The 26,187-nt window shown below is 44.9% G+C and carries 25 protein-coding genes and 1 riboswitch; of the genes, 18 read left to right on the top strand and 7 right to left on the bottom strand.

All coding sequences use genetic code 11. From position 1 onward, the window contains the following. Positions 1-114: 114 nt before the first annotated feature. Positions 115-1,089 carry an NAD(P)/FAD-dependent oxidoreductase gene (locus tag ACDZ28_RS02560; protein WP_094877850.1) on the bottom strand — a complete coding sequence of 325 codons (975 nt, stop codon included), beginning with the start codon at positions 1,087-1,089 and terminating at the stop codon, positions 115-117. A 331-nt stretch (positions 1,090-1,420) separates the two neighbouring features. Between ACDZ28_RS02560 and ACDZ28_RS02555 the strand changes: the two genes are divergently transcribed. Together ACDZ28_RS02555 and ACDZ28_RS02550 are read left to right on the top strand one after the other, a co-directional pair. Further along, complete coding sequence (locus ACDZ28_RS02555) at positions 1,421-2,614, top strand: NAD(P)/FAD-dependent oxidoreductase (RefSeq protein ID WP_042130890.1); 1,194 nt, start codon at positions 1,421-1,423, stop codon at positions 2,612-2,614. Position 2,615: 1 nt separating this feature from the next. Further along, positions 2,616-2,894 (top strand): hypothetical protein, encoded by a 279-nt coding sequence (locus ACDZ28_RS02550; RefSeq protein WP_042130889.1) that lies wholly within the window; start codon positions 2,616-2,618, stop codon positions 2,892-2,894. A 50-nt stretch (positions 2,895-2,944) separates the two neighbouring features. On the opposite strand, the gene hemQ is transcribed toward ACDZ28_RS02550, so the two are convergent. Further along, the gene (gene hemQ, locus ACDZ28_RS02545; RefSeq protein ID WP_042130888.1) at positions 2,945-3,697 is read right to left on the bottom strand and encodes a hydrogen peroxide-dependent heme synthase; all 753 of its coding nucleotides are present in this window, start codon (positions 3,695-3,697) and stop codon (positions 2,945-2,947) included. Positions 3,698-4,107: 410 nt separating this feature from the next. Here hemQ and ACDZ28_RS02540 point away from each other — a divergent pair, with 410 nt between their 5' ends. The 3 genes from ACDZ28_RS02540 to dnaI all read left to right on the top strand — a co-directional run bounded on the left by ACDZ28_RS02540 (position 4,108) and on the right by dnaI (position 7,206). Then, on the top strand, positions 4,108-4,404 hold the full coding sequence (locus tag ACDZ28_RS02540) for a YuiB family protein (protein ID WP_042130887.1): 297 nt from the start codon (positions 4,108-4,110) through the stop codon (positions 4,402-4,404). Positions 4,405-4,692: 288 nt separating this feature from the next. Continuing rightward, entirely contained in the window at positions 4,693-6,231 is a 1,539-nt protein-coding gene (locus tag ACDZ28_RS02535; RefSeq protein WP_042130886.1) for a DnaD domain protein, read from the top strand. Positions 6,232-6,249: 18 nt separating this feature from the next. Then, complete coding sequence (dnaI, locus tag ACDZ28_RS02530; protein ID WP_042130885.1) at positions 6,250-7,206, top strand: primosomal protein DnaI; 957 nt, start codon at positions 6,250-6,252, stop codon at positions 7,204-7,206. Between the two features lie 169 nt (positions 7,207-7,375). On the opposite strand, the gene ACDZ28_RS02525 is transcribed toward dnaI, so the two are convergent. Continuing rightward, the gene (locus tag ACDZ28_RS02525; RefSeq protein ID WP_094871648.1) at positions 7,376-7,531 is read right to left on the bottom strand and encodes a YqzM family protein; all 156 of its coding nucleotides are present in this window, start codon (positions 7,529-7,531) and stop codon (positions 7,376-7,378) included. Positions 7,532-7,889: 358 nt separating this feature from the next. Here ACDZ28_RS02525 and trxA point away from each other — a divergent pair, with 358 nt between their 5' ends. Both trxA and uvrC read left to right on the top strand, forming a co-directional pair. Beyond that, complete coding sequence (trxA, locus tag ACDZ28_RS02520) at positions 7,890-8,207, top strand: thioredoxin (protein WP_042130884.1); 318 nt, start codon at positions 7,890-7,892, stop codon at positions 8,205-8,207. Positions 8,208-8,322: 115 nt separating this feature from the next. Beyond that, positions 8,323-10,281, top strand: coding sequence for an excinuclease ABC subunit UvrC (uvrC, locus tag ACDZ28_RS02515; protein WP_375105298.1), 1,959 nt, complete (start codon positions 8,323-8,325; stop codon positions 10,279-10,281). Between the two features lie 89 nt (positions 10,282-10,370). On the opposite strand, the gene ACDZ28_RS02510 is transcribed toward uvrC, so the two are convergent. Beyond that, positions 10,371-12,056: a CPBP family intramembrane glutamic endopeptidase gene (locus ACDZ28_RS02510; RefSeq protein ID WP_375103950.1), complete on the bottom strand. Its 1,686-nt coding sequence runs from the start codon at positions 12,054-12,056 to the stop codon at positions 10,371-10,373. A gap of 314 nt (positions 12,057-12,370) precedes the next feature. Next, positions 12,371-12,550: riboswitch (cyclic di-AMP (ydaO/yuaA leader) on the top strand. 136 nt (positions 12,551-12,686) lie between these two features. Between ACDZ28_RS02510 and ACDZ28_RS02505 the strand changes: the two genes are divergently transcribed. Beyond that, positions 12,687-13,982, top strand: a complete 1,296-nt coding sequence (locus ACDZ28_RS02505; protein ID WP_042132457.1) for a TrkH family potassium uptake protein — start codon at positions 12,687-12,689, stop codon at positions 13,980-13,982. Positions 13,983-13,995: 13 nt separating this feature from the next. Continuing rightward, positions 13,996-14,664, top strand: a complete 669-nt coding sequence (locus ACDZ28_RS02500; protein WP_042130881.1) for a TrkA family potassium uptake protein — start codon at positions 13,996-13,998, stop codon at positions 14,662-14,664. Positions 14,665-14,735: 71 nt separating this feature from the next. Here ACDZ28_RS02500 and ACDZ28_RS02495 read toward each other — a convergent pair whose 3' ends face one another. Then, positions 14,736-15,638, bottom strand: a complete 903-nt coding sequence (locus tag ACDZ28_RS02495; protein WP_042130880.1) for a LysR family transcriptional regulator — start codon at positions 15,636-15,638, stop codon at positions 14,736-14,738. Between the two features lie 401 nt (positions 15,639-16,039). On the opposite strand from ACDZ28_RS02495, the gene ACDZ28_RS02490 reads away from it, so the two are divergent. From ACDZ28_RS02490 to ACDZ28_RS02460, 7 genes are all read left to right on the top strand, one after another. Continuing rightward, positions 16,040-16,705 carry a succinate dehydrogenase cytochrome b558 subunit gene (locus ACDZ28_RS02490; protein ID WP_339288002.1) on the top strand — a complete coding sequence of 222 codons (666 nt, stop codon included), beginning with the start codon at positions 16,040-16,042 and terminating at the stop codon, positions 16,703-16,705. 67 nt (positions 16,706-16,772) lie between these two features. Then, complete coding sequence (sdhA, locus tag ACDZ28_RS02485) at positions 16,773-18,515, top strand: succinate dehydrogenase flavoprotein subunit (protein WP_042130878.1); 1,743 nt, start codon at positions 16,773-16,775, stop codon at positions 18,513-18,515. Positions 18,516-18,589: 74 nt separating this feature from the next. Then, the gene (gene sdhB / locus ACDZ28_RS02480) at positions 18,590-19,354 is read left to right on the top strand and encodes a succinate dehydrogenase iron-sulfur subunit (RefSeq protein WP_375103949.1); all 765 of its coding nucleotides are present in this window, start codon (positions 18,590-18,592) and stop codon (positions 19,352-19,354) included. Between the two features lie 187 nt (positions 19,355-19,541). Continuing rightward, positions 19,542-20,333: a DUF3891 family protein gene (locus ACDZ28_RS02475; RefSeq protein WP_375103948.1), complete on the top strand. Its 792-nt coding sequence runs from the start codon at positions 19,542-19,544 to the stop codon at positions 20,331-20,333. 19 nt (positions 20,334-20,352) lie between these two features. Continuing rightward, positions 20,353-21,297, top strand: coding sequence for a metallophosphoesterase (locus ACDZ28_RS02470; RefSeq protein WP_375103947.1), 945 nt, complete (start codon positions 20,353-20,355; stop codon positions 21,295-21,297). Between the two features lie 35 nt (positions 21,298-21,332). Then, positions 21,333-21,875, top strand: a complete 543-nt coding sequence (locus tag ACDZ28_RS02465) for a GNAT family N-acetyltransferase (RefSeq protein WP_052414729.1) — start codon at positions 21,333-21,335, stop codon at positions 21,873-21,875. Between the two features lie 175 nt (positions 21,876-22,050). Next, positions 22,051-22,791, top strand: coding sequence for an NADPH-dependent oxidoreductase (locus ACDZ28_RS02460; protein ID WP_042130875.1), 741 nt, complete (start codon positions 22,051-22,053; stop codon positions 22,789-22,791). 98 nt (positions 22,792-22,889) lie between these two features. On the opposite strand, the gene ACDZ28_RS02455 is transcribed toward ACDZ28_RS02460, so the two are convergent. Both ACDZ28_RS02455 and ACDZ28_RS02450 read right to left on the bottom strand, forming a co-directional pair. Continuing rightward, entirely contained in the window at positions 22,890-23,699 is an 810-nt protein-coding gene (locus ACDZ28_RS02455) for a histidinol-phosphatase (protein WP_042130874.1), read from the bottom strand. Positions 23,700-23,769: 70 nt separating this feature from the next. Continuing rightward, entirely contained in the window at positions 23,770-24,672 is a 903-nt protein-coding gene (locus ACDZ28_RS02450; protein WP_042130873.1) for a LysR family transcriptional regulator, read from the bottom strand. 253 nt (positions 24,673-24,925) lie between these two features. Here ACDZ28_RS02450 and ACDZ28_RS02445 point away from each other — a divergent pair, with 253 nt between their 5' ends. Both ACDZ28_RS02445 and ACDZ28_RS02440 read left to right on the top strand, forming a co-directional pair. Then, the gene (locus ACDZ28_RS02445) at positions 24,926-25,381 is read left to right on the top strand and encodes a chemotaxis protein CheX (protein ID WP_042130872.1); all 456 of its coding nucleotides are present in this window, start codon (positions 24,926-24,928) and stop codon (positions 25,379-25,381) included. A gap of 28 nt (positions 25,382-25,409) precedes the next feature. Next, positions 25,410-26,186, top strand: a complete 777-nt coding sequence (locus tag ACDZ28_RS02440) for an SDR family oxidoreductase (protein ID WP_339287991.1) — start codon at positions 25,410-25,412, stop codon at positions 26,184-26,186. Position 26,187 lies beyond the last annotated feature (1 nt).

Genomic DNA, 26,187 nt, shown 5'->3' with positions numbered 1-26,187 from the left:
CTTTGTAGCTGGCTACATATAAATAAACCGCGAGTCACAAACATAAAAGGGTATCCTGATAGGCTGCTATTGATAGGCCTATCAGAATACCCTTTTTTATTGTAGTAGATAGAATTAGAGTTTCATATTACTGCTGTGACCTGGTGAAAGCTTAGCTTCCGGATCGATATAGACTTTTGCGTTATTCACAGCCGTTGGAGCTTCACCGAATCCTACAGCAATTAGCTTTAGCTTACCCGGATATGTGGTGATATCACCGGCCGCAAAGATACCTGGAATACTTGTTTCCATACGTGAGTCAACGACAATGGAGTTTCCTTCAATATCGATACCCCATTCTGCAATAGGTCCTAGCGAGGAAACAAATCCGAAATTGACGATTACACTGTCGACTTCGATCTCTTGTGTTTCCTTGGTTTTGATATGGGATAAGGTAACCTTAGTTATGAACTCGTCACCATGCAGTTCTGTAATTTCAGTAGGTGTAATTACGTTAACTTTGGAAGCCATCAGATTCTCTACGCTGTGTTCATGCGCACGGAATTTATCCCGGCGGTGAATCAGGGTTACCTGCTCCGCGATCGGCTCCAGCATTAGCGCCCAGTCTACTGCGGAATCTCCGCCACCGCTAATCAGAACTTTTTTATCTTTAAAGGCATTTAAATCATTTACAAAATAATGGAGGTTGGCTTTTTCAAACCGTCCTGCGTCTGGCAGTTCTAAACGGCGAGGTTCAAAAGCGCCTACACCAGCTGTGATGATAATAGCCTTACTGTGGTATTCTGCTACATCAGTTGTAACTACAAAATGGCGTTCGTCCCGTTTCTGAACAGAAATTACTTTCTCCTCCAGCCGGATATTCGATTGGAACATATCCATTTGCCGTGTCAGGTTGTCAACCAATTCTTGTGCAGTTACTTTTGGGAAACCTGCTACATCATAAATGTATTTTTCAGGATAAAGTGCAGCAAGTTGTCCTCCCAATTGGGGCATACTTTCAATAAGTGTTACTGATGCCTGACGCATCCCACCGTAAAATGCGGCAAACATGCCAGCTGGACCGCCACCTATGATTAAAAGGTCGCTCATAGGAACGCCGGATTGCTCTTGTGTCACGGGATATTACACCTCCGAGTTGATATATTCATTTTGCCATACTTGTATTCTTTCTTATTATAAACATTGTGACACATACCTGCAAAGAAAGACTTTAGAACACAATAAGAATGTGACGTTTTTTAGTATTTTAATGTTTGATTAATACTACACTAAGGTTTACAATGGATATGGTCAATTTAGAAATCCTTTAAGTTTGATTGGAATTTCTTCTAAATATAAGTGTATAAATTCACAAAAAGGACCGTACATTGTTTCAATAAAAAATACAAAGACAGATTTACCTCTTGGAAGGAGCCGGAACATGAGTAGTATTCCCAAAATCGTAATCTTAGGCGCGGGCTATGGGGGTATTTTGACCGCACAGCGCTTACAGAAGGCTTTGAACTATAATGAAGCGGATGTCACGCTCGTAAACCGTCACGAGTACCACTATTTTACTACCCATCTACATATGCCTGCTGCGGGTACAGATAGTATTGAACACACTCGGGTGTCTATTTCTAAACTAATCGATGAATTCAAGATCGATCTCGTTAAGTCATCTGTTCAGGAAATTCGTACCCAGCAGAAAAAGATTATTTTGGAGGATGGTACTCTTTCGTATGACTATCTCGTCATTGCTTTGGGCGGAGAGCCTGAAACCTTCGGTATCCCAGGACTTGATAAATACGCACTGACGATCCGGAGCATCAACTCCGTCCGTTTGATTCGTGAACATATTGAGTATCAATTTGCCAAATACAAGAACGAGAACAACGCTCAGGAGCATATCAATTTCGTAGTCGGTGGTGCCGGCTTTAGCGGAATTGAATTTGTGGCCGAATTAGCGGACCGCATCCCTGGGTTGTGTAAAGAATTTGACGTTGATCCAAGCATGGTAAATATATATAACATAGAAGCTGCTCCAACAGCTCTGCCTGGATTTGCACCAGAACTTGTTGAGTATGCAATGAACCTGCTCACTAAGAAGGGTGTTACATTCAAGATGGGCGTTGCGATCAAGGAATGTCTACCAAACGGTGTAATTCTGGCATCAGGTGAAGAGATTAAAGCTTCTACAATTGTCTGGACAGGCGGAATTCGCGGAAATCGTCTGATTGAAGCTGCAGGATTTGAAGCTATGCGTGGTCGTGTGAAAGTAGATGAATATTTACGTGCACCAGGCCAAGACAATATCTTCATTATTGGAGACGGCTCCTTGATGATTAACCCAGAAGGACGTCCTTACCCGCCAACAGCACAAATTGCTATGCAACAGGGAGAATGCTGTGCACATAATTTGGTGGCTGCGATCCGTAATCAACAACCAAAGAAATTCGCATTCAGCAATAAAGGAACAGTAGCTTCTCTAGGTAAAGGACAAGGGATTGCTGTAGTTGGCAGCAAAACTTACAAGGGCTGGACTGCAGCTCAATTGAAAAAAGTTGTGGATATGCGCTATTTGTTCATTATCGGTGGAATTCCGCTGGTTCTGAAAAAAGGAAGATTCTTATAAGATGCGTCACTGCAGCGTGCAGGTGCGTGGATTGCTGACAAGAGAAGAATTGGACCGATACAACGGACTGATTGAGGTTGGATCTTATCTGGAGGATCAGAATCAGTACGATCTAGCTTATGTTGTCCAAAAGGAAATTGATCTGCTCATTCTCCCTGGCATTGAACGCTTAAAGGAAAAAGGGAGAGCGCGTGACCGGGCTACGGCTGAATTTTTGGAAAGTCTGCGTGATGATGAAGATGACAGCGAAGAGGATGAGGAAGCAGGAACCTCGTTATAGCATTCAAAAAGGGTGAGTCTCCATAACGATCTGGAGACTCACCCTTTTTGTTACAATTTAAGCATTTCCTCAAAAGAATCCTCAGTCAGCAGGTTGCCGACATAGAAAGGTCCGAATTCACCGTAGCGAGCACTGACTTCGTCAAAGCGCATTTCGTAGACCAGCTTTTTGAATTGCAGAGGATCTTCAGCGAACAGGGTTACACCCCATTCCCAATCATCAAAACCTACGGAACCGGTGATAATCTGTTTCACCTTACCAGCATAACCTCGTCCGATTAATCCGTGAGAAGCCATCAGCTCGCGGCGTTTATCCATATCAAGCATATACCAGTTATCGGCAAGCTCGCGTTTCTTGTTCATTGGATAGAAGCAAATATGCTTCGCTTGCGGCAAAACAGGCTTTAGACGTGCGATGACATGTGGATTCTGCATAGGGTCGCTACCATCGCTGCCCCCCGCAAGGTAGTTGCTTAATTCAACAATACTTACGTAGGAATAGGCTTTAGTTGTATATTGAGCAAAAGCTATTTTGTTAAAGGCTGTCTCAAGCTGGTTCAGAGCTTCCAAACTTTCACGCAAGAACATCATTACGAAATCGGCCTTCTGGCCAACGATGGAATATACTGCAGAGCTGCCTTCCTTCGCTTCTTCGACAGTGCTCCACTCCTGCATAAAAGCATGTAATTCTTCCATAGCAACGGCACGTTCTTCATCATCTGCTGCCGTCCATGCGGTCCAGTTCAGTGAGCGGAAGTCATGCAATGCATACCAGCCTTCCAGTGTCATAGCGGCTTCGTTCATGATCTCACTCCTTAAAAGTTTTACGAAGCTTAAGCTTCGCTGAATAACTTCGCGTAAAACTTGCATCGAAAGCATACACTTAGTTTTACGAAGCTTAAGCTTCGCTGAATAACTTCGCGTAAAACTTGCATCGAAAGCATACACTTAGTTTTACGAAGCCTAAGCTTCGCTGAATAACATCGTGTAAAACTTGCTACGAAGCTCCTGCATCATAGACTATGTACGATTCATTAATCTATATGCATTGTATCGCAATCGAGTTGCTTAGAGCAAATGATGACAATCTGTTGTAAGTGAATTAGGCCTAAATTTGAATAAAGTTCATTGCTTCGTGACATTTTTTCTAGTAAACTTACTACTAGCTCGTATTAGATGTGCGCTTCTTTATAGAAAGGGGTAGTGGCGGTAACATGGGGTTTATTCCAGTGTTTATCCTAACCGTTTTATTCTTTGTGATGATGTTTGGTATTGGATTTATTCTTAACATGTTAATGAAGACAACCTGGTTTCCCGCTTATCTATTCGTTCTTATTATTCTACCCGTCGTAGTCTATTCCATTTGGGATAGAAGCGCGATGTCGCTTTGGGAGCATCTCTCCAGTTTCCACTTTGTTGATTACTTAACGGGTGTTGCTGGTCTTGCAGGTGCTATATTGAGTGGATGGACCATTCAAAAACTGCGCTTTGGCGGTTACAAGATGTTTTAAAGATTTAATTGGAAGACCTGCGGCTCTGATGTGAGAGTCGTTTTTTTGAACATATAAGCTTTTAGGCGCTAAGAATCAATTTTGAAATTCAGCGAGAAACGGAACCTTCCTCTTTCAGAGGACAGCGAAGCCGTTTCTTCTTGTTTAATAGAGGCAGATAATCGTAAGAAAAAGCTGATTATATAGCGAAAAGAGTCGGAATTGGTAGTTTATTTACATTTCCGGCGACGTTTTTTATGATAGAATAGAATCCTGTATGAATTCGTGAAAACAAGGGGGTATCCGTAGATGCGCATGAGTAACTTACATCATTTCACCGAACATCATCGGTACTGCGTTTCCCGCGAATTTGGTCTTAGTGTTATAGATGGACGTATGCTTAGCTCTGTGTATCAACCTATGGTAGGAGCTTTTGCAATCAGTTTCTATCGCTTGCTGGTTGAACATGTGCCAGCAGATAGCATTGGCTATTCTGGAGTGGAGCAACAGCGCAGATTATTTATGACGCTAGGCGTTGAACCGAATGAGAAAGGCCGCAAATATTTAATAGATCAGGCTTCCAGGTTAGAAGCGGTAGGTCTGTTGCAGACCTGTCGAATCTATGTGCCGGAAACCGATGATTACTTATATGAATATGAGCTTATGCCGCCGCTATCGCCAGCTGACTTTTTTGCTACTCAGCATTTGACGTTGCTATTACGCGATAAGATCGGCAAGTTTGCTGTGCTGTCCTTACGGGAACAATTCTGGAACCGAGAGCCAGAAGAGTGGAGTCGCAGATCCATAGGCAAAGAGAATATTTCTGTGCCTTTTTATGATATTTTTCAACTGAATACACATGTCATTGATTATGAACTGGAACAGGCACTTGCAGAAGTGGCCTCTGTGCGTCAGCCCGGCATGCGTGAATCCGGAGAACAGGCGATTGGATATAGCGATATTATTTTGCGTTTTCCACGGGAGTCTGTGAACCGGGCTCATGTAGAAAAACTTCGCTTTGACCATACTCAAATGGGTGTTATTAACTATGTGGCTCATAAGTATGAACTCAGTCCGCAGGATTTATGTCGTCTGCTGGATGAAGATGGCGTGTTCTCGCCGGAAGGCGAGGTAATACTGGATGCACTGCAATATAAAGCCAGCCAGCATTTCAGGCAAGATATGAAACGGCAGGAAAAGCGTGAAATTGCAGCTGCTAAGGTTGTTTCCATCCGAGCCAGTGCCTCCGAAGAGAATGATGATTCTATTGCGCCACCGGAGCAATCTGTAGAGATGGAGTATTATGTAGAAGTACCACCACAATTTTTGTCCAAATGCGACATTCACCAATATAATATGATGCTGCGGAACGAACCTTATACGCGGCTGCTTCAAACCTTTTTTCCAGGTGCAGTACCCAGTCATTTGATGGATATGTTCGAGAAAATAGATTTGAACTATAAGCTAAGCGGTGAAGTAATCAACGTACTTATTCATTATTTAATGACTATGGTAGCCTCTGGTGGAGAACAACGAATGAACCGCAATTTTGTGGAGGCTATTGCTTCCAATATGCTGGTTAAACAAGTGAACACCTACGAGAAGGCTGTAAAATATATCAGGGATCAGTCCAAAGTGAAGGGCAAGGGTGCCACAACTAACACGGCAGCAGGACCACGATCACGTTCATATGCTAAAAATGCAGGCAGATCGGCCAAGCCGGAAATACCGATTGGGCTGGACGATGGAAGTGCCGGAACGGTATCGGAAGAGGAATTCGCGGCGATGATGAAGAAAGCGGCAGAAATTAAAGCCAGCAAGAAAAAAGGCGTTTCCCAAGCGCCGTAATGAAAGAGAGGTGGAACTATGGAGTCTATGGGCGATGTACTTCGTTCGATCAACAATCCAACTCTACGGCAGCGTCAACGCGATCTTGAACAGGGGTTATTCAATCATCCACTTGTGAAGGCATTGCAGTCCGAACATCCTGAGCTGGATGAATCGCGACTGCGGCTTCATATGAGCCGTCTGTATCAATATGTTGAGGAAAGTCGCAACTGCGCGAACTGTCCGGGACTTGAGAAATGTCCAAATGATTTTCCGGGGCATTATAGTAAACTTACGGTAGAGACTGTGAATGGTTCAACGGATTTATATGAACGCAAAACGCCTTGCCGTCTTAAAGTGGCACAGGATAGTCAGGATAGTATCCGCAAACGTATTCGCAGCTTTTATGTGGACGAGCGTGTGCTTAATGGCGGTTATGATGAAATAGATATTATGGGCAAGGATCCACGCCGGGTCTCGGCGGTTAATAAAATATTTGATTATATTACAAGCGTTAAAGATGAAGGTCTGACCTCACGCGGGATTTATTTACACGGAACCTTTGGAACAGGTAAAACATTTCTGATGTGTTACTTGCTTCATGAGCTTGCTGTTGCCGGCTATACTGGAGTTATCGTATATATGCCAGATTTTATCGAGGATTTAAAATCGATTATGATGGACGGCCAGAAGTTAAAGGAAACCGTGGATACGATGAAAAACTGCGATTTGCTTATCTTTGATGACATTGGTGCAGAGAACTTAAATCCATGGGCACGTGATCACGTGCTTGGCGCGATTCTAAATTATCGGATGAACCGTAAACCAACCTTCTATACCTCGAATTATCCGCTCGATGGTTTGGAGAAACATCTTAGCTTTACAAGCAAGGATGGCGAGGAGATCTATAAAGGCCAACGTTTGATGGATCGTATTGCTCCTTTTGTGGATGTTATTCCACTACACGGGGAGAATCAACGGGGGACAATTAGATAAGCCGGAGTATTCAAAACCTTAAAATTCAGAGAGAGCAGCGATTCTCCGTTTATTGGAGGGTCGCTGTTCTCTGTTTTCTTTCTCTAAATTACTTTTTTAAAAAAAGAAGCCGCCCCAAGTAGCATTCGCTATTTTTGAGACAGCCTCTTTTTATATTACGATGATTCCCTTACTCCGAAATGAACTTAATGATGACCATGCCGAAAAAGACAACGGTCATAAATGCAGTCATTCCGAAAAATCCATTCATTAAATCGCCTAGATCATTGCGGGGTTCTTCGTTGATGTGTTCTCGTGGGTCCCGTACTTGCGCGTTGACATCCATAGCTTCTGCCTCCTTACAGGGACAATGCCTGTATTGTTAAGATGCAAATTAAGTTGATCATTATGAAATAAGTCATTGACATTTAATGCGCTTTCTTAGAGTATACCGAAAGGCTGGGGAGATTGTAAAGAAAAGAGTAACGTAAATAAAATTAGCTTGAGGGCAATATAATTGTATGTGATATATAACATATCCCTTAAAGATATGTTATACTGGAATTGTGTCGGTAAGTGGTAATTTGGTTATCATATTACATGAAACAATTTATTAACTTATATTTTCGGAGCAGCTTCCATAAACTAAGCTTTGCTTTAGAATGGATTAATGTTTCGTAAAACTTTAGAGGAGGAACAATATCATGGCTATCGTGAACGTGTCTGACCAAACCTTCAGTAACGAAGTGGAAGGTCAAGGTACTGTAGTAGTAGACTTCTGGGCTCCTTGGTGTGGTCCTTGTAAGATGATTGCTCCAATCTTGGACGAATTGTCCGCAGAACTGGGAGACAGCGTGAAGATTGCAAAATTGAATGTGGATGAGAATCCGGAAACGGCTTCCCGTTTTGGCGTTATGAGTATCCCAACCCTGATCTTCTTCAAAGACGGTCAACCGGTAGATAAAGTTGTGGGATTGAACTCCAAAGAATCCCTGAAAAATATCGTAGCTAAACATCAATAATTGTTAAATGCTACTGTTCGGGCCTCGGCCCTGCCGCTCAGCGCCTTCGGTTCATTCCGGAGGCGTTTTGTGCGCTAAAAGCCAACTAATCATGGGTCCAATTTAGCTGGAGGGGATCAATTTGGACAATATCCGCAACAAACTGGCTCTATTACCCGATCTGCCCGGGTGCTATCTGATGAAGAATGAAGAAGGCACCATTATTTATGTGGGCAAGGCGAAGGTTCTAAAGAATCGGGTTCGCTCTTATTTTACAGGCAGTCATAATGGTAAGACTCAGCGACTTGTCGCTAATATTGCTGACTTCGAATATATTGTTACGTCCAGCAACATGGAAGCGCTCATTCTCGAGTGCAATCTAATTAAGAAGCATATGCCACGTTATAACGTTCTTCTGAAGGACGATAAGACATTTCCTTATATCAAAATAACGAATGAAGCTCACCCTCGGCTTGAAGTTACACGCCGGGTGATTAAAGATAAAGCAAAATATTTTGGTCCTTATCCTAATGGTTATGCAGCACAGCAAACGAAAAAGCTTCTCGACCGTATGTATCCGCTCCGTAAATGCGGCGTAATGCCGAAGGAGGTCTGTCTCTACTACCACATGGGCCAATGCTTGGCGCCTTGTGAGAAGGAAGTGCAGAAATCTGAGTATGAGCAGATTACGCAAGATATCGCTGCTTTTCTAAGCGGAGGGCATGATGCGGTTAAGAAGGATTTACAGCAGAAAATGCAGGAAGCTGCTGAGGAATTATATTTTGAGCGGGCGAAGGAACTGCGGGATCAAATTATCCATATTGATGCATTGATGGAGAAACAGAAGATCAACACTACGGATACTAAGGATCGCGATGTATTTGGGTATGCCGTAGATAAGGGATGGATGTGTGTACAAATTCTGTACATGAGACAAGGGAAGATGATCCAGCGCCATTCCTCCGTCTTTCCGTTCTATGGGGAAGCCTACAGTGACTTTATGTCTTATGTGACGCAGTATTACAGTGATAATCCTGCCCTGCCGCAGGAGATTCTTCTACCGGATGTGCTTGACGAGGAAGCCGTGGTTGATAAAGAAGCTAAACCGGCGATTGTCATTGCTGCTCCAGCCGAGGAAGAGCTACAAAAGGGGGAAGATACTCCCGAGTCGCCTGAAGAAGCTGAGGCACGTGAAATCGCCGCTGCGGAAGCATCAGCAGCAGGTGTTGTTGATGCCGCAGGTGGCGCCTCTATTCTACAGGAGTGGCTCGGTATCAAAGTACTGGTGCCACAACGTGGACTCAAGAAGCAGATGGTCGGTATGGCCTGCCAAAATGCTACAGTCGCAATCGACGAGAAGTTCCGGCTTATTGAACGAGATGAAGTACGTACCTCTGGTGCCGCAATGAGCTTAGGCGAGAGCTTGGGGCTCGAACGCTTAAGCCGGATCGAGGCGTTCGATAACTCGAATATTCAGGGGACCAATCCGGTCTCTGCGATGGTTGTCTTCATTGATGGTAAGCCCGCGCGAAAAGAGTATCGTAAATATAAAGTTCGTACAGTAGTGGGTGCGGATGATTATGGAACGATGCGCGAAGTCATTAGGCGGCGGTATGAACGGGTGCTGAAAGAGAACCTTCCGATGCCAGATCTTATCGTAGTCGATGGTGGTAAAGGGCAGATTTCTTCAGCTATTGATATTCTGGAGAACGAGCTGGGTTTATTCATTCCGGTCTGCGGTCTCGTTAAGGATGACAAGCATAAGACGGCTCAGCTTCTAGTTGGAGATCCGCCAGAACCCGTCTCTTTAGCTCGGGATAGTCAGGAGTTTTACCTGCTGCAACGGATTCAGGATGAGGTGCATAGGTTCGCTATCACCTTCCACCGTGAGCAGCGCGGGAAGTCCATGGTTACCTCTAAGCTGGACTCCATACCAGGTATAGGCGAGAAGCGGCGCAAGGCGCTGCTTAAGCATTTCGGATCGCTAAAGAAAATTAAAGAAGCCTCCATAGAGGATTTTAAATCACTTTCTATTGGCGAAAAGCTGGCTAGTCAAATTCTTGAGGCGCTCAAGGATGAAGAGCCGGCGACATAGGGCCTGATTGCGTAAATATAAAAAAGGTGTCATAGCAGGTTTCTGCTGTGACACCTTTTTTTATTATCGGTTATCCACCCGTTACTTCTTTAAATGATAGATGTCGGTTCAACCGGCTTCGGATCAGGTTTTTGCGGTGGATTAAACCGGTAGACAATGTAGGCGACTATGAACGGCATGATAATCGCGAAGATACCTGCTCCGACATTCACGCTTTCCTTCATAAAGATCAGCGTAGCGCCCATCAGAATGCTGTCAAACACGACATGACTGAACATGACGGCAATAAAGCCGTAACGAAGGAAAATATAGCTGAAGAGCAGCCCGATCACGGTAAGCTCAATAGGACGGGAGCTGATAGGGTAGATCGGATAAAGTGTATGACCAAACGCCCATACCAGCGTAGTGATCAGGCAAGCGATGAACGTGCTCCGGAACACCTTTTTCAACATAGGGATTCCGAAAAAACGATAAATAGCTTCCTCGGATAACCCGGCGAGCCATGCAACGATAGGCAGCAGCCAAGCATATCTCATGTTGTAAGGAGATTGAGTAGCGTCAGTAGTGGACCAGTTCTGCAAAGTCAATGATAATACGATGAACATAAGGGTCTGTACCCCTAGCAGCACGAATGCCCAGATGTATCCAGCCCGGATACTATCCAGCACGTATTTACCATAGCCAGGCTCTTTAGCACGAGGCCATGGGTTCATCCCCTCTTCTTTTTTCCAAAGGCCGTCCCCTCCAACTAAAGAGAAATAGAGCAGGGAGGACATTAGCAGGCTATATAAGGCATAAATGATGAACATAATGACGGAAGTGATCTGAGCCTCGAGTCCTTCGCCCGAAGATTCAGGAAGCATATTATAGGTGCTGATCATCATGATTACAAAATAAGCCGAGCTTAGGAAAATTCCGCGCTTAAAGGAGGTATGTTCTCTTCTAAGTATGCTGTAGATGAGTGCCAAAATTCCTAAAGCTAAGGTAGGCAGACCGTAACCGAATAGAGTAAGCTTTTCCGCGAGAGAGGTCTGGTCCTTCACGTAGGAGGTATGCCAGGCTGGAGCAGTAAATCCGGCTTTAAAGCTGGATACCTGTTCGTCAGCGAAATCGAAATAATAGTGAAGCAAGGATTCGCCGATCTGAACGGAACGGTCAGTATACACGAGCCCATAGTATCCTGCATTCGATTCAATTTGCAGCTTGGCGGGATTTACATCCCATTCCTGAAGCCAGGGGCGGGCAAGATTTTCTTTTTGTGCCAAAGACAAGTCAGCACCCTTGTCCTCTTCTTTTGCACCAGTGGTTACATTGCTTGGCAATTCTGCAGATGACCCTTCTGCTCCTTGTGTGAAGGCGACAACTGCGCCAGTATACATATTGAGGTCAACGGAGATCAGTGGCTCTTGTTCCGCTGAAGGACTAAGTGTTACACGAAAGATGTCAAAAGGATATCGTTGATCCAATTTCTTTTTTGTATAGTCCTCCAAAAGCTTCTCGCGGGACATATAACCATAAAAGGAAGAATCCGTTTCATAAAGTACATTCCACTGATCGTTTGGTGCTTTGGTATAGTTTAACTTTTGTTCCGCAAATGATATCGCTTTGTCGCGGGCTTCCGCCTTACTGATGACGGTAGTATCTTCCCCGGCAGGGCTATTTAGCACCGAGGGGGCAATCTGAAACATAATAAATAGAATAAGACCGATAATGCCCGAGATGATGAGCCTCTTGGAGAGGGCACGTTGCTGTAAGGGCTGGCCAACGGGATTCATGTAACGCCTCCTTGTAAACTGACAATGTTATGTTCCATTATAGTATTAGTGCCATGATAGTTACAAAAATCATCGTATATTTTTTTTATGGGTAATAGAGATATTATAGAATAGGAAACTGAATATATACCATGAATTTAAAGTGATCATTTCTTCATTTTTCATGAAAAACGATGCAATTGCAGGGAAAACACGGAAAAGTGATGAGAAAAGGCACTCCTTCTGGTACATCCTCTCCAAACCGCATTTTTCATATGAATCACCATTAATTGTGTCTTTGTGATTTATCGAAATAACAGATATAATTTGTATGCAATTGTATATAGCCGAATTTCAGGTGAAAACGGGGGAACCATAAGAAGTAATGAAAAGATGAGTATACGCCGTAAAAGGTGACTTTATTCATCAGGGGTGAATTTCGTTCTAGGAACGAATAGGGCAGCCTGCACAGTCCGAATCCGTCAGCTAACCTCGTAGGCTAATTTACTGCAGGAACCAAGGGTAGCATTGGTTTTCCAGTGCTTTTTTTGTTGGAATTCTTTAAATTAAGATAAGAGGGTGAGCATAGTGGCTTCACAGTTTCGCAGAGTTTCTGAATCAAAGTTTCTGAAGCTCTCTCCGCCTCAGATTATGGTGCTCGGTTTTGCATCGATTATTCTGATAGGAGCTTTGCTGCTTATGCTTCCCATTTCGAGTACGAGCGGGAATGCTGTGAGTTTTATTGATGCATTGTTTACTTCGACATCGGCAACCTGTGTGACTGGACTTGTGGTGCTGGACACCGGGACGACATTCACCTTTTTTGGAAAAACCGTGATTATGTTGCTTATCCAGGTTGGCGGCTTAGGTTTTATGACAATGGCCACCTTATTTGCCATGATGATGAAACGCAAAATCTCTTTGCGGGACAGGTTAATCCTACAGGAAGCCATGAACCAAGGTTCTATGGAGGGGATTGTTCGGCTGATCCGGAGAGTACTTATTTATTCATTAGTCATTGAGGGCTGTGCAGCGGTGCTGCTGTCCATACGTTGGGCGTTTGATATGCCGCTGGGAAAGGCCATTTATTTTGGGATATTTCATGCAGTGTCGATGTTTAATAATGCTGGATTTGATATTTTTGGGGATTTTCGGAGTTTAACCGACTATGTATATGACCCGCTAGTGAATATCGTGGTGATGTTTCTGATTGTCTCCGGCGGTATTGGTTTTATTGTCATGTCTGATCTGGTGGAGTTTCGTGTAAAACGTAAATTGTCTTTGCATAGCAAAGTTGTACTCTCTACCACGGCTGGGCTTATTGTTATTGGTGCTTTGGTTATTTTTATATTTGAATTTACGAATCAGCGCACACTGGGTAATCTTAATTTCGGCGGCAAAATATTATCGGCATTCTTCCAGTCTGTATCGCCCCGAACCGCTGGTGCCAATACGGTGGATATTGCCGGACTCCGGCAAGCCTCTCAGTTCTTTATGGTTATTCTTATGTTTATTGGTGCATCACCGGGTTCAACGGGTGGCGGGATTAAGACTACTACCTTTACCATTATGATAGGTGCGGTAATCGCGATGCTGCGCGGGCGTGAAGATGTTGTACTGTTCCGTTATCGATTGGCGCAGGAGCGTATCTATAAAGCGTTGACGTTAACATTACTAGCTTTACTATTGATCCTCTCTGTGTCGATGGTACTTTCCACAACAGAGGATAGTAATTTCTTAGCGATCTTATTTGAGACAACCTCGGCCTTTGCCACGGTAGGGCTAACGATGGGGCTGACACCTGAACTATCTATCATCGGTAAGATTCTGATCTGTCTGACTATGTTCGCAGGTCGACTAGGTCCATTAACTTTAGTGTATGCGCTTGGTCCTAAACAGGGTAAACCATTGTATAAGCATCCAGAAGGTAAAATAATTATTGGATAGGAGCTAATCAGAAATGAAAGCACAGCAATTTGTAGTAATCGGCTTAGGGCGCTTTGGGTCAAGTCTCGCGCTTGAGCTGATGGAAATGGGCTACGAGGTGCTCGGGATTGATCACCATGAAGAACGCGTAGAGGAAATGAGCGATCACTTGACACATGCCGTAGTGGCAGATGCTACAGATGAGGGGATTATGCGCTCACTAGGTGTACGGAACTTTGACTGCGGGATTGTAGCGATTGGCGACAATATGGAGCGAAGTATTCTGGCGGCAATTTTGTTAAAAGAGATTGGAGTGAAGCAAGTTGTAGCCAAGGCGATCTCGATTCTTCATGGTCGTGCGTTGTCCAGGCTGGGCGTGGACCGGGTTATTTTTCCGGAGCGGGATATGGGCATTCGTGTAGCACATCAGCTTGTGACACCCAATTTGCTTGATTATATTGAACTGTCAAAAGATTATAAAATCGTGGAGCTAACCGTACCGTCCTGCATGAACGGGAAAAGCTTGTCCGATTTAAATACAAGAGCAAAATATGGCTGCAGTATTGTTGCCCTGAACAGGGAAAGTGGAATTATCGTTGCTCCAACGGCACATGATCATTTGAGCGAAGGCGATGTAATGGTACTCATTGGTTCTAATGAAAGTATTGATCGATTTGAGAATGAGGTTGTAAACCAAGATTAAATAGTTAAGCCCTTCGTCCTTTCATTGGACGGAGGGCTTTTTAACTTTAAGTTGCACGAAAGAGGCAGAGATTACTTCTCTCGTTCTGTCAGAAACATTTCTTCTGTAACCTGCACCAGGCTGCGGGCCGCTGTGCTCAGGGTTCCATCGTCACGGTAGATCAGACAGGTAGTTCGCTGGGTCTGCTCTAGCTCTTTAATATGCAGAGAGACCAGTCCACCGCCGTTTAACAGCTGCGGACGCAGATAAGACTTAGGCAGTAATGCGGCTACATTGACCGTCGGCAGCAGCCGCACGATGGCTTCGAAGGAGTCAATTTCCATACGTACGTCGGGATCAATCCCGCAGCGCTGGAAGAGATCGTCCGTTAGACGGCGATACCAGGTGCCTTTGGAGAAAAGGATCATTGGCAGTCGGGACAGATCATCCATGGTCAGCTTGGAAGACTGATTCAGAGGATGATGCTCAGAAACAACCAGCCTAAGCTGATCCTCAAACAGAGAAATACAGCGCAGTCCAGGCTCTTGAATAGAGGAAGCAATCAGACCTATATCTGATTTCCCTTCACTGACAGAGGAGACAATCTCATGCGTTCGGCCTGTGATTAGCTTTAGCTCCGCTGTCGGGTACTTTTCCATATATGCGTTAACCAGTGGAGGCAGAGTGGTCTGCAGTGAAGTGAGAGATGCCCCTAAGGTGACCAGCTTTGGCTCGCCTTCTTTGTATTTAGACAAAGCCTCCAGAAATTTAGAACGCTGCTGACGCTGTTCAAGTGCGTAGGAATAAGTGAGACGCCCAACCTCGGTTAACTCCAGCCGTTTGCCATAACGATTAAACAGCGCGACACCTAGACGTTCTTCCAGCTTGGAGATTTTACGAGATAGGGCAGGTTGGGACAGATTGAGCTGGCGCGAGGCGCGATTCAAGCTGGAATGCTCCACAACCGCTGCAAAAACATCTAAATCGTCAAACATATTTATGTTCCTCTCGTAGTGCAATCTATAAACAGTAGTGACGAAATTCATAGCCTTGAAGACAATACTCCTTGCTCCATAAGGAAATAAAAGATTTGTCGGAAAATGTTGCTTCTCTAAATGAGAATTATTATCATATAAAATCTATTCTTATGCGTTTATTGTATAACGATTAATAATTAGATTGCAATTCCCTTATAAGGGAAAAAGGAGTAACATGAAAAGTGACACAAGATATTCACATTTTGTGAAAAAGAAAACAAAGTCCGGGAAACTAGGGGATAGCGGTAAATATAGGCATTTTGTCATACATAGTCTACGTTATCCTGTGTCAAATGTAGTTCCGGCGGTGAATACACATTAATGAAAACGCTGTTTTAATCGGAAAGGGGTTACTTTGTATGAAAGGATTTTATTCCAGAAAGATTCATTCCTTGCTAGGCGTTATCCCGCTTGGAGCCTTCTTCATTGAGCACATGATGACGAATTTTGCGGCTGTAGAGGGTGGCGCTTCCGGTTTCACTGACAGTGTGATCTGGCTGAACAGCCTGCCGCTTGTCTTCTTCCTGGAATTGTTCGGTATATGGCTTCCTCTGCTATACCATGGCGTATATGGACTGTATATTGCCTATCAATCCAAGCCGAACTTAAACCGTTTCAACATTGAAAGAAACTGGCGTTATACGCTGCAACGTATTACAGGAATTATCACCTTTATCTTCATAGTCTGGCATTTGTTCCAAACTCGGGTTCAGGTGGCAGTGGGTAGTGTTGAGCACGAAGAATTGGGCGGTCTGATGCATGATATCGTGACTCAACCACTGATGTTGACACTGTATATTATCGGTATCGTTGCAGCATGCTTTCACTTCTCGAACGGCCTATGGTCTTTCCTGATAAGCTGGGGAATCACGGTAGGACCTCGTTCACAGCGGGTATCCTCTTACCTTTGTCTGGGTATTTTTGTTCTTGTAACGTTCATGTTCCTCATTTCGTTAGTCACTTTCCGTGATACCGAATTTCAAACCGCAGCTTCCATAGCTCAGTCCATAAAGACTTTCATCTAAGTAATTACCTCTCAGGACTAGATTCCAGAATCCTTTCTGATATTTTCGATAAAGGGAGTGAACTATCATGGCAACAGCAAATATCATTATCGTGGGCGGCGGTCTGGCCGGCCTGATGGCTACCATCAAGGCAGCGGAGTCCGGTGCGCATGTTCAATTATTCTCATTAGTGCCTGTAAAAAGATCACACTCCGTTTGTGCACAGGGCGGCATCAACGGCGCTGTAAATACGAAAGGAGAGGGCGACTCTCCTTGGGAGCATTTCGATGATACCGTTTATGGCGGTGACTTCCTGGCGAATCAGCCACCGGTCAAGGCGATGTGTGAAGCGGCACCAGGTATCATCCACCTCATGGACCGGATGGGCGTAATGTTCAACCGTACACCTGAGGGACTACTCGACTTCCGTCGTTTCGGAGGAACGAAGCGTCACCGCACTGCATTTGCTGGCGCAACGACAGGCCAACAGCTGCTGTACGCGCTGGATGAGCAGGTGCGTCGCTGGGAATCTGAAGGTCTCGTAACCAAACGGGAGAACTGGGAGTTCCTTTCAGCTATCATCGACGACGAAGGCGTATGCCGCGGCATCAGTGCTCAGAATCTAAAGACGATGGAGATTGAGACTTTTCCTGCGGATGCTGTTATTTTGGCTAGCGGCGGGCCTGGTATTATTTTTGGTAAAACGACAAACTCCGTAATTAATACGGGGACAGCTGCAAGTGCGGTATATCAACAGGGCGTACACTATGCCAACGGAGAATTTATACAGATTCACCCAACAGCTATTCCAGGAGATGACAAGCTCCGCCTAATGTCGGAATCGGCACGTGGCGAGGGTGGTCGTATCTGGACTTATAAAGACGGAAAACCGTGGTATTTCCTCGAAGAAAAATATCCGTCCTACGGTAACCTGGTGCCGCGTGATATTGCTACACGTGAGATTTTTAATGTGTGTGTGGATCAAGGGCTGGGCATTAACGGTGAGAACATGGTGTATTTGGACCTCTCTCACAAGGACCCAAAAGAGCTGGATGTGAAGCTTGGCGGGATTATAGAAATTTATGAAAAATTCATGGGGGATGACCCTCGTAAAATACCGATGAAAATCTTCCCGGCTGTGCATTATTCTATGGGCGGTATGTGGGTTGATTACAACCAAATGACGAATATTCCTGGTCTGTTTGCTGCAGGCGAATGTGAATATCAATATCATGGAGCGAATCGTCTAGGCGCTAACTCTCTGGTATCTGCCATTTACGGTGGTATGGTCGCAGGACCAAAGGCTGTTGAATACATTAAAGGTCTGAAGAAATCATCACAGGATATCTCTTCAACGGTATACGATAACTTCCACAAAAAGCAGACAGACAAATATGAGTCTCTGCTAGGGATGTCAGGTACAGAGAATGCTTATGTGATTCACAAGGAGCTGGGCGAATGGATGACCGCCAATATGACGGTTGTGCGGCACAATCCGAAGCTGGAAGCGACCATTGGCAAAATTAAAGAGCTTAAAGAGCGCTACGGCAATATCAATATGAATGATACGTCACGCTGGAATAACCAAGGTGTGGCATTCACCCGCCAGCTGTGGAACATGCTGGAGCTCTCCGAAGCGATGACATTGGGCGCTCTAATGCGCAATGAAAGCCGCGGTGCTCATTACAAGCCGGAATTCCCGGATCGTAATGATGAGGAGTTCTTGAAGACCACGAAAGCAACCTGGACTGCAGACGGTCCACAAATCTCCTACGATGAAGTCGATGTCTCACTGATCCCTCCACGGGTACGTGATTACTCGAAGGATTAATTTTTTAAGCAGCGAAACAGCTTGCGAGGCAAGCTTAATGAAATAAAATTAGGCAATTTGAGGAGGGAACCATTATGGCGGAAACTGCTACAGCTCCCAAAAACGTAAAGTTTATCATCACCCGCCAGGACGATCCACAAAGCTCATCTTATGTTGAGGAATTTGAGCTCCCTTATCGTCCGGGTATGAATGTAATCAGTGCTTTGATGGAAATTCAGCGTAACCCTGTGAATGCCAAAGGTAACAGCACCGTTCCGGTATGCTGGGATTCCAACTGTCTAGAAGAAGTATGCGGCGCTTGCTCGATGGTGATTAACGGTAAGCCTCGTCAAGCCTGCGCAGCACTTATAGACAATCTGGAGCAACCTGTACGCATTGAACCTATGAAGACATTTCCGGTGGTGCGTGACTTAGTCATTGACCGTACCCGGATGTTCAATGCACTTAAACGAGTGAAGGCCTGGATTCCAATCGATGGTACGTATGACCTTGGGCCGGGACCACGTATGCCGGAGAAGAAACGGCAGTGGGCTTATGAATTATCTAAGTGTATGACTTGCGGCGTATGCTTGGAAGCTTGTCCGAATGTCAACGAGAAGACGGATTTTATCGGACCCGCAGCCATCTCACAAGTACGCCTATTCAATGCTCATCCTACGGGTGAAATGAATGCTGATGAAAGATTGGACGCTCTGATGGAAGATGGCGGTATTGATGGTTGTGGTAACTCACAGAACTGTGTACGCGCTTGTCCGAAGGGTATTCCTCTTACTACCTCCATTGCAGAAATTAACAAGCAGACGACAAAACATATGTTCAAACGCTGGTTAGGTGTGTAATAAGTAGTACCGCCAGATCTTTAATATTGAGCTATCCTCAAAGGTGGATTTTAATTCGCTGGGGATAGCTTTTTTGTTTATAATTGGTAGGGAATAGGAAATTGGTCTATCTCAGAATAAGGAATAGTATATGCTATAATGTCCATTGTTAACGTACGTTAGTGTGGAACAACAGGGAGGAATAATCGTGATTTGTCGGGAGCATGATGGAGCAATTGTAATGGTTAAACAGCATGATCACGGGAAGTTAGCTGGAGAGCTTGCCATTTGGTTCAAGGAAGAGCATGTGCCGGAAGAAGGGCGCCGGGATGAGGTGCTCTGGGCGGTGGCCGAACATGACCGGGGCTGGATTGACTTGGATGAGACACCCTTCTGGAACGATGCGGAGCATGCGCCTTACAGCTTTATTGATTTTCCTGTAGTGCCGAAGCTAACCTTTTATAAGCGAGGACTTGACGAGATTGAGGCGCGGACACCGTATGGAGCGCTTTTGTGCAGCTTGCATTTTGAACGACTCATTAAGATTTCAGGATTGGATTATCCAGAACTGACTTTATATCAAGAGCATGAGGAAGAACGTAGATCCCGTATTCACCGAGAGTTGGAAGTATCCAAACCAATTGGTGAAGATGAACTCTATTATGATGCCCGCCTTTTAGAGTTCTGCGATGATTTATCCCTATATTTGGCCTTGAATGAGCCGGGGAGCCCGAAATCAGAGGAGCATCCATGGTGGCGTGAAGGGTTCTCCGGCAGTGAAGATTTCAGTTTTACATCAGGTCGTAGGATAACCGTGGAGTGGAAAGATAAGTCAACGTTAGTGCTGGATCCTTTTCCATTTAAAAAGACGGTAGAAGTAGCTTTTAAGATGAAACGAGTCCCAAAAACAGAAATTGCTAAGAGAGGCATTGCACCCGCATATAGTGATACACCGGAAGAAGAATGTAGAATTGTACTGACGGCTCGAAACGAAAGCTGAACGGAAGGAGAAACTCCGTATGAAGATTCAATCGTCTGGGGCTTCTCCCAATAAGGAACATACTAATTCGGGTAAAGACACCCATTCTAGCACCTCTGGACGGCGATCTAAGGGCAAGACAACAATGACCCGCCGGCAATTCCTGGCTCGAAGTGCGGCTACTGTAATCGGCGCTGGTTTGCTTACAAGTGGTTACGCTTGGCAAGGGGAGCCAAACTGGATTGAGGTTACTAAACTGAAGCTGTCTTTCAAAGATCTTCCTTCTGCTTTTTCAGGGATGAAGGTTGTCCATTTTAGTGATACTCATCTTGGGTTTAATAAAGATGCCCGTGATTTGGAACGGCTTGCAGAACGTATAGCTAAGGCAGAACCAGATCTTATATGCTTTACCGGTGACATCGTAGACAGCAATCCTGAGGATCTTGTAGACGCCATACCTGTATTGGCATCGCTGAGTGCTCCGCTAGGGAAATATGCGGTTTTAGGCAATCATGATTACAAAAATACGAAGCGGATTATCGATCTGCTTACGTCGGCAGGCTTTCGGGTGTTAAGGAATGAATCCTATCTTCTAAAAAGAGGCGGATCCGTTATGGCTGTGACGGGACTGGATGATCTGCTGCATGGCGAGCCTGATCCTGTGAAGGCACTCAGTGGTGTGCCAACAGGAACCTTTGCCCTTCTGATGATGCATGAACCGGACTATGCTGATACAGCAGAGACTCATTCTTTTCACCTGCAGCTATCCGGACACAGTCATGGGGGACAAATTCGCCTGCCGTTTGTAGGTGCGCCATTCACCCCTTACGGATCCCAAAAATACATAAATGGATTGTATTATACAGATGCCAAGCGCATGCCAGTGTATGTGAATAGAGGCTTTGGCGAAACAGTCATGCCTTTTCGTTTTTTATGTCGACCTGAATTAACGGTGCTAACGCTGCATCATTCATCGGATGAATAGGCTGGACTTTTAACTGTATGGAGGGGGGAGAGAGTATGAGCACCTATGAGGCAGTATCGTTCCAGACGCAACTAGGTATGGCGGTCGACCTGAGGCTGATTCTGCCTGAGGATGCTTTTGCTTTACAGCAGCTGCTCTCCCATCCAGAAGTGCAGGCACATATTCAAATACGTAATGGCGCTGGATCAGATCCTGCTCAGGTGGAGAAGCTGGTGAACCGGATGTTATTTGCATTTGATCCTTGTGCACTACATGCGGGTATCTATTTGAAAGAGCAGCAGAAGTTGATTGGTATAGTTGCTTTACAGCATTGGAACCGTCGTGAGGGAAAGGCCACTTTAGGATACATGCTAGACCCGGCGTACTGGGGAGGCGGACTGGCGACAGAGGCGGTTGGCTTATTCTTGAATTACAGTGTTCATACGCTTGGGATAACACGGATTGAAGGACGCTGCCGAGGAGATAATATTAGATCCGAACGTGTGATGCTTAAGAACGGTATGATGCTGGAGCGAGTGTTGCCCAGAGTAGGGTCCTTGGACGATGTAATGAAAGTATTCACATTGTTACACAAATGAAATAATGCCGTTATGAAACTCTAACAGTGTCCGGTTAAACTAAGTACATGACCCCCTTTTAAAAATATAAATGCTTTGGGACCCGATGATTCGGGTCCATTTTTTTTGTCAGGACCTTATCTGATCGTTTATGATTAATAAACAGTCGAATGAATTGAGAAGGAGGCGTAACATTTTGAATGATGTAATCCAGACGTTAATGAATCACCGTTCTTTCCGGCAGTATTCTGATCTACAAGTGGAGCCAGAGAAGTTAAAGATAATGATCGAATCCGCCCAAGCAGCGCCCTCATGGGTAAATGGACAGCAGGTCTCAATTATAGCTATTAAAGATCCTGCGCGTAAGGAGCAGCTTTCGGTCTTGTGCGGCAATCAGAAGCATGTAGCAGCAGCACCCGTCTTTCTGGTGTTCTGTATGGACTTCTATAGGGCAAAATTAGCAAGTGAGCTGGAAGGTAAGTCTTTTGAAGCGGTAAAAGATGTAGATGCTCTGCTCGTTGGCGCTACAGATGTCGGTATCTCATTGGCTAACGCGATTGCAGCGGCAGAATCCATGGGACTCGGGATTATTCCTATTGGGGGTGTTCGCCGCAATACAGCAGGTGTTATTGATCTGTTGAAGCTGCCGGAGTACGTATTCCCTATCGTCGGCCTCTGTGTCGGATATCCAGCGGAAGAGATTGCACAGAAGCCGCGGCTGCCGATGGAAGGAGTGTTTCATGAGGAGCAATACAATCCGGATGTGGAAGGTCTCCTGGAGGCGTATAATCAAACCCACCGTGAATATATGCAGCAGCAGGGATTAACGGAGAGGGATTGGACGAGCACAATTGCTCATTTTTATGATATTAATCCGGAATACGGAGATGCGAAGCGCACCTTGAAGCAGCAAGGGTTTACCTGCGATAACCTATAAATAAACGACAATGCACCAAGCGGAGATTGGTTTAACGGAGGGTAACCCCACCACTAAACCAATAACACTTGGTGCATTTATTTAAATATAAGAAAGTATTACAGAGAAACTTTGATTTTCTCGCGTTGTTTGTAGTAAACCCAATGTGTAAAGCCTATCGCTTTAAGCTGTGTGGCTACCGCATCTAAGTCTTCAGCGACTCGGGATGGCTTATGCGCATCCGAACCAAAAGTAACCTCTACGCCAAAATGGTGCACGCGCTCCAGTATCTCTTCTGATGGATACCAGCCGCCAACCAGCTTGGTTCCGCCTGAGGTATTAATTTCGATCGCCACGCCACATTCACTAATCACCTTCAGACAATCATCAATGGGCTTGGGTGCAGGAATATCGGAGAAGGCTGGGTAGTTCCCTTTCATCGCATCAATGTGTCCAAGAATTTGGAACATGCCACTGCGGGCTGAATCAGCAATCAATCGGTAATAATCAGACTTCACACGAATCTGTTCATTCTTACTAAGCCCTTTCCAGCGACCTTTGTTAAAGATACTAACGCCGCCAACACTATGTACCGATCCAATCACATAATCAAAAGGGTAGGCAGATAATGTTTTGCGGTAAAGCTCGGCATGCTCAGGGAAATAGTCTGATTCGATGCCTAGCAGAACGTCGATTACACCTTCGTATTCTTTTTTGAGGGAGAGGACTTCCTCAACATAATTTGAGAATTCAGACTTACCCATAGCAATTTGAGGAAAAGCCTGTTCGGAAGGACTTCCGAAATAGGGGGTATGGTCAGAAATGCCTATTACCCCTAGACCCGCTGAAATTCCAGCTTCGATATAGTCTCTAATCGTTCCATCGGCATGACCACAGCGAAAATGATGTGTATGCAGGTCAAATTTCATCAAGATCAACTCCTTTAAACAAGGTTATGCAATACGCTCAGAAGTATCGATTCCACTTTCTGGGTGTGTGTTACTCAGAGCCAATAAATTGTGTCTCCGGCATACCTTTGAGATCACTAAGAAACTGTCTCATGGCAGAGTTCACGTATTTCCCAGACTTCGTTATGACACCTACAGGATGTGTGACTTCCAATTCAATAATAGGCACAATTTTGAGGGAACCGGCTCGAACCTCAGCGGTTACTGACTGCTTGGAAATAATGGCTGCACCTAAATCGAGCTCGACCATCCGTTTCACTTCCTCACTGCTGGTCAGTTCCATAATTACCTGTGGCTCTATGCCATGCTTGGCGAATACCTCATCGGCAAATTTACGGCCCACTGTATCTGGAGAGAGCAGAATTAGCGGGATTTTGTTTAGGGCTTCTATACCTGCGGTCTTAACTTGAGCCAGGGGGTGTCTCGGTGAGACCACCAACTCGAACGTATCATAATAAAGAATGGAAGTAGTCATGCTCGGACTACGTCCGATCAAATAGCCGATGCCGACATCGACAATGCCACTCTCGACATGCTGATAAATTTGAGACGAGGACATAGAGGAAATGGATGTTTTGATATGAGGGAACTGGTCTTTAAAATAGGATAAAATACGCGGTAAAATTTGAATGGCGATTGAGGTAGTCGTGCCGAGAATAATATGTCCTTGGGGATTATCTTCAAGGTCCGCAAGTCTTTGTTTAAGCTCCTCGACAATCGTCACAATTTGTTCCGCATGCTCCAGAAATACAGTCCCTCGATCGGTTAGTGTAACAGGCTGGTTCCGGTCAACCAGCTGTGTTTTGAACTCTTCTTCAAGGCTCTTGATTTGTGCTGAAACCGCTGGTTGGGTCAAGTTAAGCAGTTCTCCGGCCTTGCGAAAGCTCATCGTTTTGGAGATCGTTATTAGTGTCTCCAGCTGGCTGATGTTCATGGAATACCTCCTTTGGACAAGCGAATATGAAAGTGATGGGGTGATATTTTACGTTCCATGTTGGCATTTGATTTAAATTATAGGAGATAATACCCGACAGAGCAATGTTACTGCATAAACAAACTTGGGTTGGAATTCGACATATACATTAATTTTTGCTGAATTGTGCCGATATATAAAGTATAATAAATCCATATTACTTGGGACTTTTGGTATATGACTAAAGCACGATATAGGGGGAGACTGGACTTTAATGAAAGCAGAAGTAATTAATCCGTTTTTAGAATCTGCACGGACTGTTATAGAACAAGTGATTCAGGTCTCGCCTTCCACTGGGAATTTAGGCATTAAAGAAATTGAACTGATCGATAATCATATATGGATTCAAGTGGGAATGACTGGCCAGCTGAGCGGAAATATTATATTTGGTATCGCGGAGCAGGTAGCCTTGCGAATGGTATCGATTATGATGGGTGGCTATGTGATTACGGAGATGGATGAGATGGGTCAGAGTGCAATTTCAGAGCTTGGCAATATGATCAGTGGGAATGCTAGTACGATTCTTTATAATCAGGGAGTGTCAGTGGATATAAGCCCGCCTCAAATTATGAAGCTTGAGAGCATGTCTTTTTTGCCTCGCAGAGCACTTAGTATTCCATTGTTGATGGATGGGGTTGGAGAGATGGACATTCAGGTGATGATCTCTTAGGCAAGAGTTAGGAGCTGAAATACTTTTTATGGTACTCAAAGATAAGGTTGTTGTGATTACTGGAGCGTCAAGCGGTATTGGTGCATTAACAGCACAAATGCTTAGTAAGCGGGGGGCAATTCCGATCCTAGTGGCACGTTCCGAAGCGAAGCTGAAAGAAACGGCGGCCGGTATTCCGGGCGTTTTTGGACTGTATACTTGCGATGTAACAGATGCCGACGGTGTACAAGAGACCTTTGCTCAAATTTTGGCGACTTACGGCAGAATTGATATTTTGCTAAATAATGCTGGGTACGGTAAATTCGCCTCTTTTACAGAGATGGAGCCTCATGAGTTTGATGAGATGATGGATGTTAACTACATGGGGATTGTTCGCTGTACGAAGGCTGTTGTTCCACATATGCTAGAGCGGGGAAGCGGCCAAATCGTAAATGTGGCTTCTATGGCAGGAAAGATCGGCACAGCCAAATCTGTGGCCTACACAGCTACCAAACATGCTGTTCTCGGATTCACGAATGCACTCCGTCAGGAGCTGCGGAAGAGCGGAATTATCGTTTCGGCTGTGAACCCTGGCCCCATTGCGACTGATTTTTTCAAAATAGCTGACCCATCCGGCAATTATCAAAAGAGCGTAGCTCGGATGATGATGACACCAGAACATGTCTCTTCCAAGATCGTAAAGGTCATGGAAACCGGCAAAGAAGAGATTGATCTTCCGGGTCTAGCGGGGTTTGGTATTCGGCTTTATGGACTGTTTCCTCGTCTGGCGGACAAGCTTACTTATAACGCGATGAACAGAAAATAGA

This window comes from Paenibacillus sp. RS8 (assembly GCF_041956825.1).
Classification (GTDB): Bacteria; Bacillota; Bacilli; order Paenibacillales; family Paenibacillaceae; genus Paenibacillus_AQ.
This window is presented reverse-complemented; position numbering and strand designations above follow the sequence as displayed.

Excerpts from the sequence above, each read along its gene's own strand:
- ACDZ28_RS02510 (WP_375103950.1), bottom strand. The coding sequence starts at position 12,056 with ATGAATCCCGTTGGCCAGCCCTTACAGCAACGTGCCCTCTCCAAGAGG.
- sdhA (WP_042130878.1), top strand. The coding sequence starts at position 16,773 with ATGGCAACAGCAAATATCATTATCGTGGGCGGCGGTCTGGCCGGCCTG.
- ACDZ28_RS02525 (WP_094871648.1), bottom strand. The coding sequence starts at position 7,531 with ATGGATGTCAACGCGCAAGTACGGGACCCACGAGAACACATCAACGAA.
- ACDZ28_RS02445 (WP_042130872.1), top strand. The coding sequence starts at position 24,926 with ATGAAAGCAGAAGTAATTAATCCGTTTTTAGAATCTGCACGGACTGTT.
- ACDZ28_RS02505 (WP_042132457.1), top strand. The coding sequence starts at position 12,687 with ATGGTGCTCGGTTTTGCATCGATTATTCTGATAGGAGCTTTGCTGCTT.
- ACDZ28_RS02440 (WP_339287991.1), top strand. The coding sequence starts at position 25,410 with ATGGTACTCAAAGATAAGGTTGTTGTGATTACTGGAGCGTCAAGCGGT.
- ACDZ28_RS02495 (WP_042130880.1), bottom strand. The coding sequence starts at position 15,638 with ATGTTTGACGATTTAGATGTTTTTGCAGCGGTTGTGGAGCATTCCAGC.
- ACDZ28_RS02490 (WP_339288002.1), top strand. The coding sequence starts at position 16,040 with ATGAAAGGATTTTATTCCAGAAAGATTCATTCCTTGCTAGGCGTTATC.
- sdhB (WP_375103949.1), top strand. The coding sequence starts at position 18,590 with ATGGCGGAAACTGCTACAGCTCCCAAAAACGTAAAGTTTATCATCACC.
- ACDZ28_RS02555 (WP_042130890.1), top strand. The coding sequence starts at position 1,421 with ATGAGTAGTATTCCCAAAATCGTAATCTTAGGCGCGGGCTATGGGGGT.
- ACDZ28_RS02500 (WP_042130881.1), top strand. The coding sequence starts at position 13,996 with ATGAAAGCACAGCAATTTGTAGTAATCGGCTTAGGGCGCTTTGGGTCA.
- ACDZ28_RS02535 (WP_042130886.1), top strand. The coding sequence starts at position 4,693 with ATGCGCATGAGTAACTTACATCATTTCACCGAACATCATCGGTACTGC.
- dnaI (WP_042130885.1), top strand. The coding sequence starts at position 6,250 with ATGGAGTCTATGGGCGATGTACTTCGTTCGATCAACAATCCAACTCTA.
- ACDZ28_RS02455 (WP_042130874.1), bottom strand. The coding sequence starts at position 23,699 with ATGAAATTTGACCTGCATACACATCATTTTCGCTGTGGTCATGCCGAT.
- ACDZ28_RS02560 (WP_094877850.1), bottom strand. The coding sequence starts at position 1,089 with ATGAGCGACCTTTTAATCATAGGTGGCGGTCCAGCTGGCATGTTTGCC.
- ACDZ28_RS02465 (WP_052414729.1), top strand. The coding sequence starts at position 21,333 with ATGAGCACCTATGAGGCAGTATCGTTCCAGACGCAACTAGGTATGGCG.
- hemQ (WP_042130888.1), bottom strand. The coding sequence starts at position 3,697 with ATGAACGAAGCCGCTATGACACTGGAAGGCTGGTATGCATTGCATGAC.
- trxA (WP_042130884.1), top strand. The coding sequence starts at position 7,890 with ATGGCTATCGTGAACGTGTCTGACCAAACCTTCAGTAACGAAGTGGAA.
- ACDZ28_RS02550 (WP_042130889.1), top strand. The coding sequence starts at position 2,616 with ATGCGTCACTGCAGCGTGCAGGTGCGTGGATTGCTGACAAGAGAAGAA.
- ACDZ28_RS02450 (WP_042130873.1), bottom strand. The coding sequence starts at position 24,672 with ATGAACATCAGCCAGCTGGAGACACTAATAACGATCTCCAAAACGATG.
- ACDZ28_RS02470 (WP_375103947.1), top strand. The coding sequence starts at position 20,353 with ATGAAGATTCAATCGTCTGGGGCTTCTCCCAATAAGGAACATACTAAT.
- ACDZ28_RS02540 (WP_042130887.1), top strand. The coding sequence starts at position 4,108 with ATGGGGTTTATTCCAGTGTTTATCCTAACCGTTTTATTCTTTGTGATG.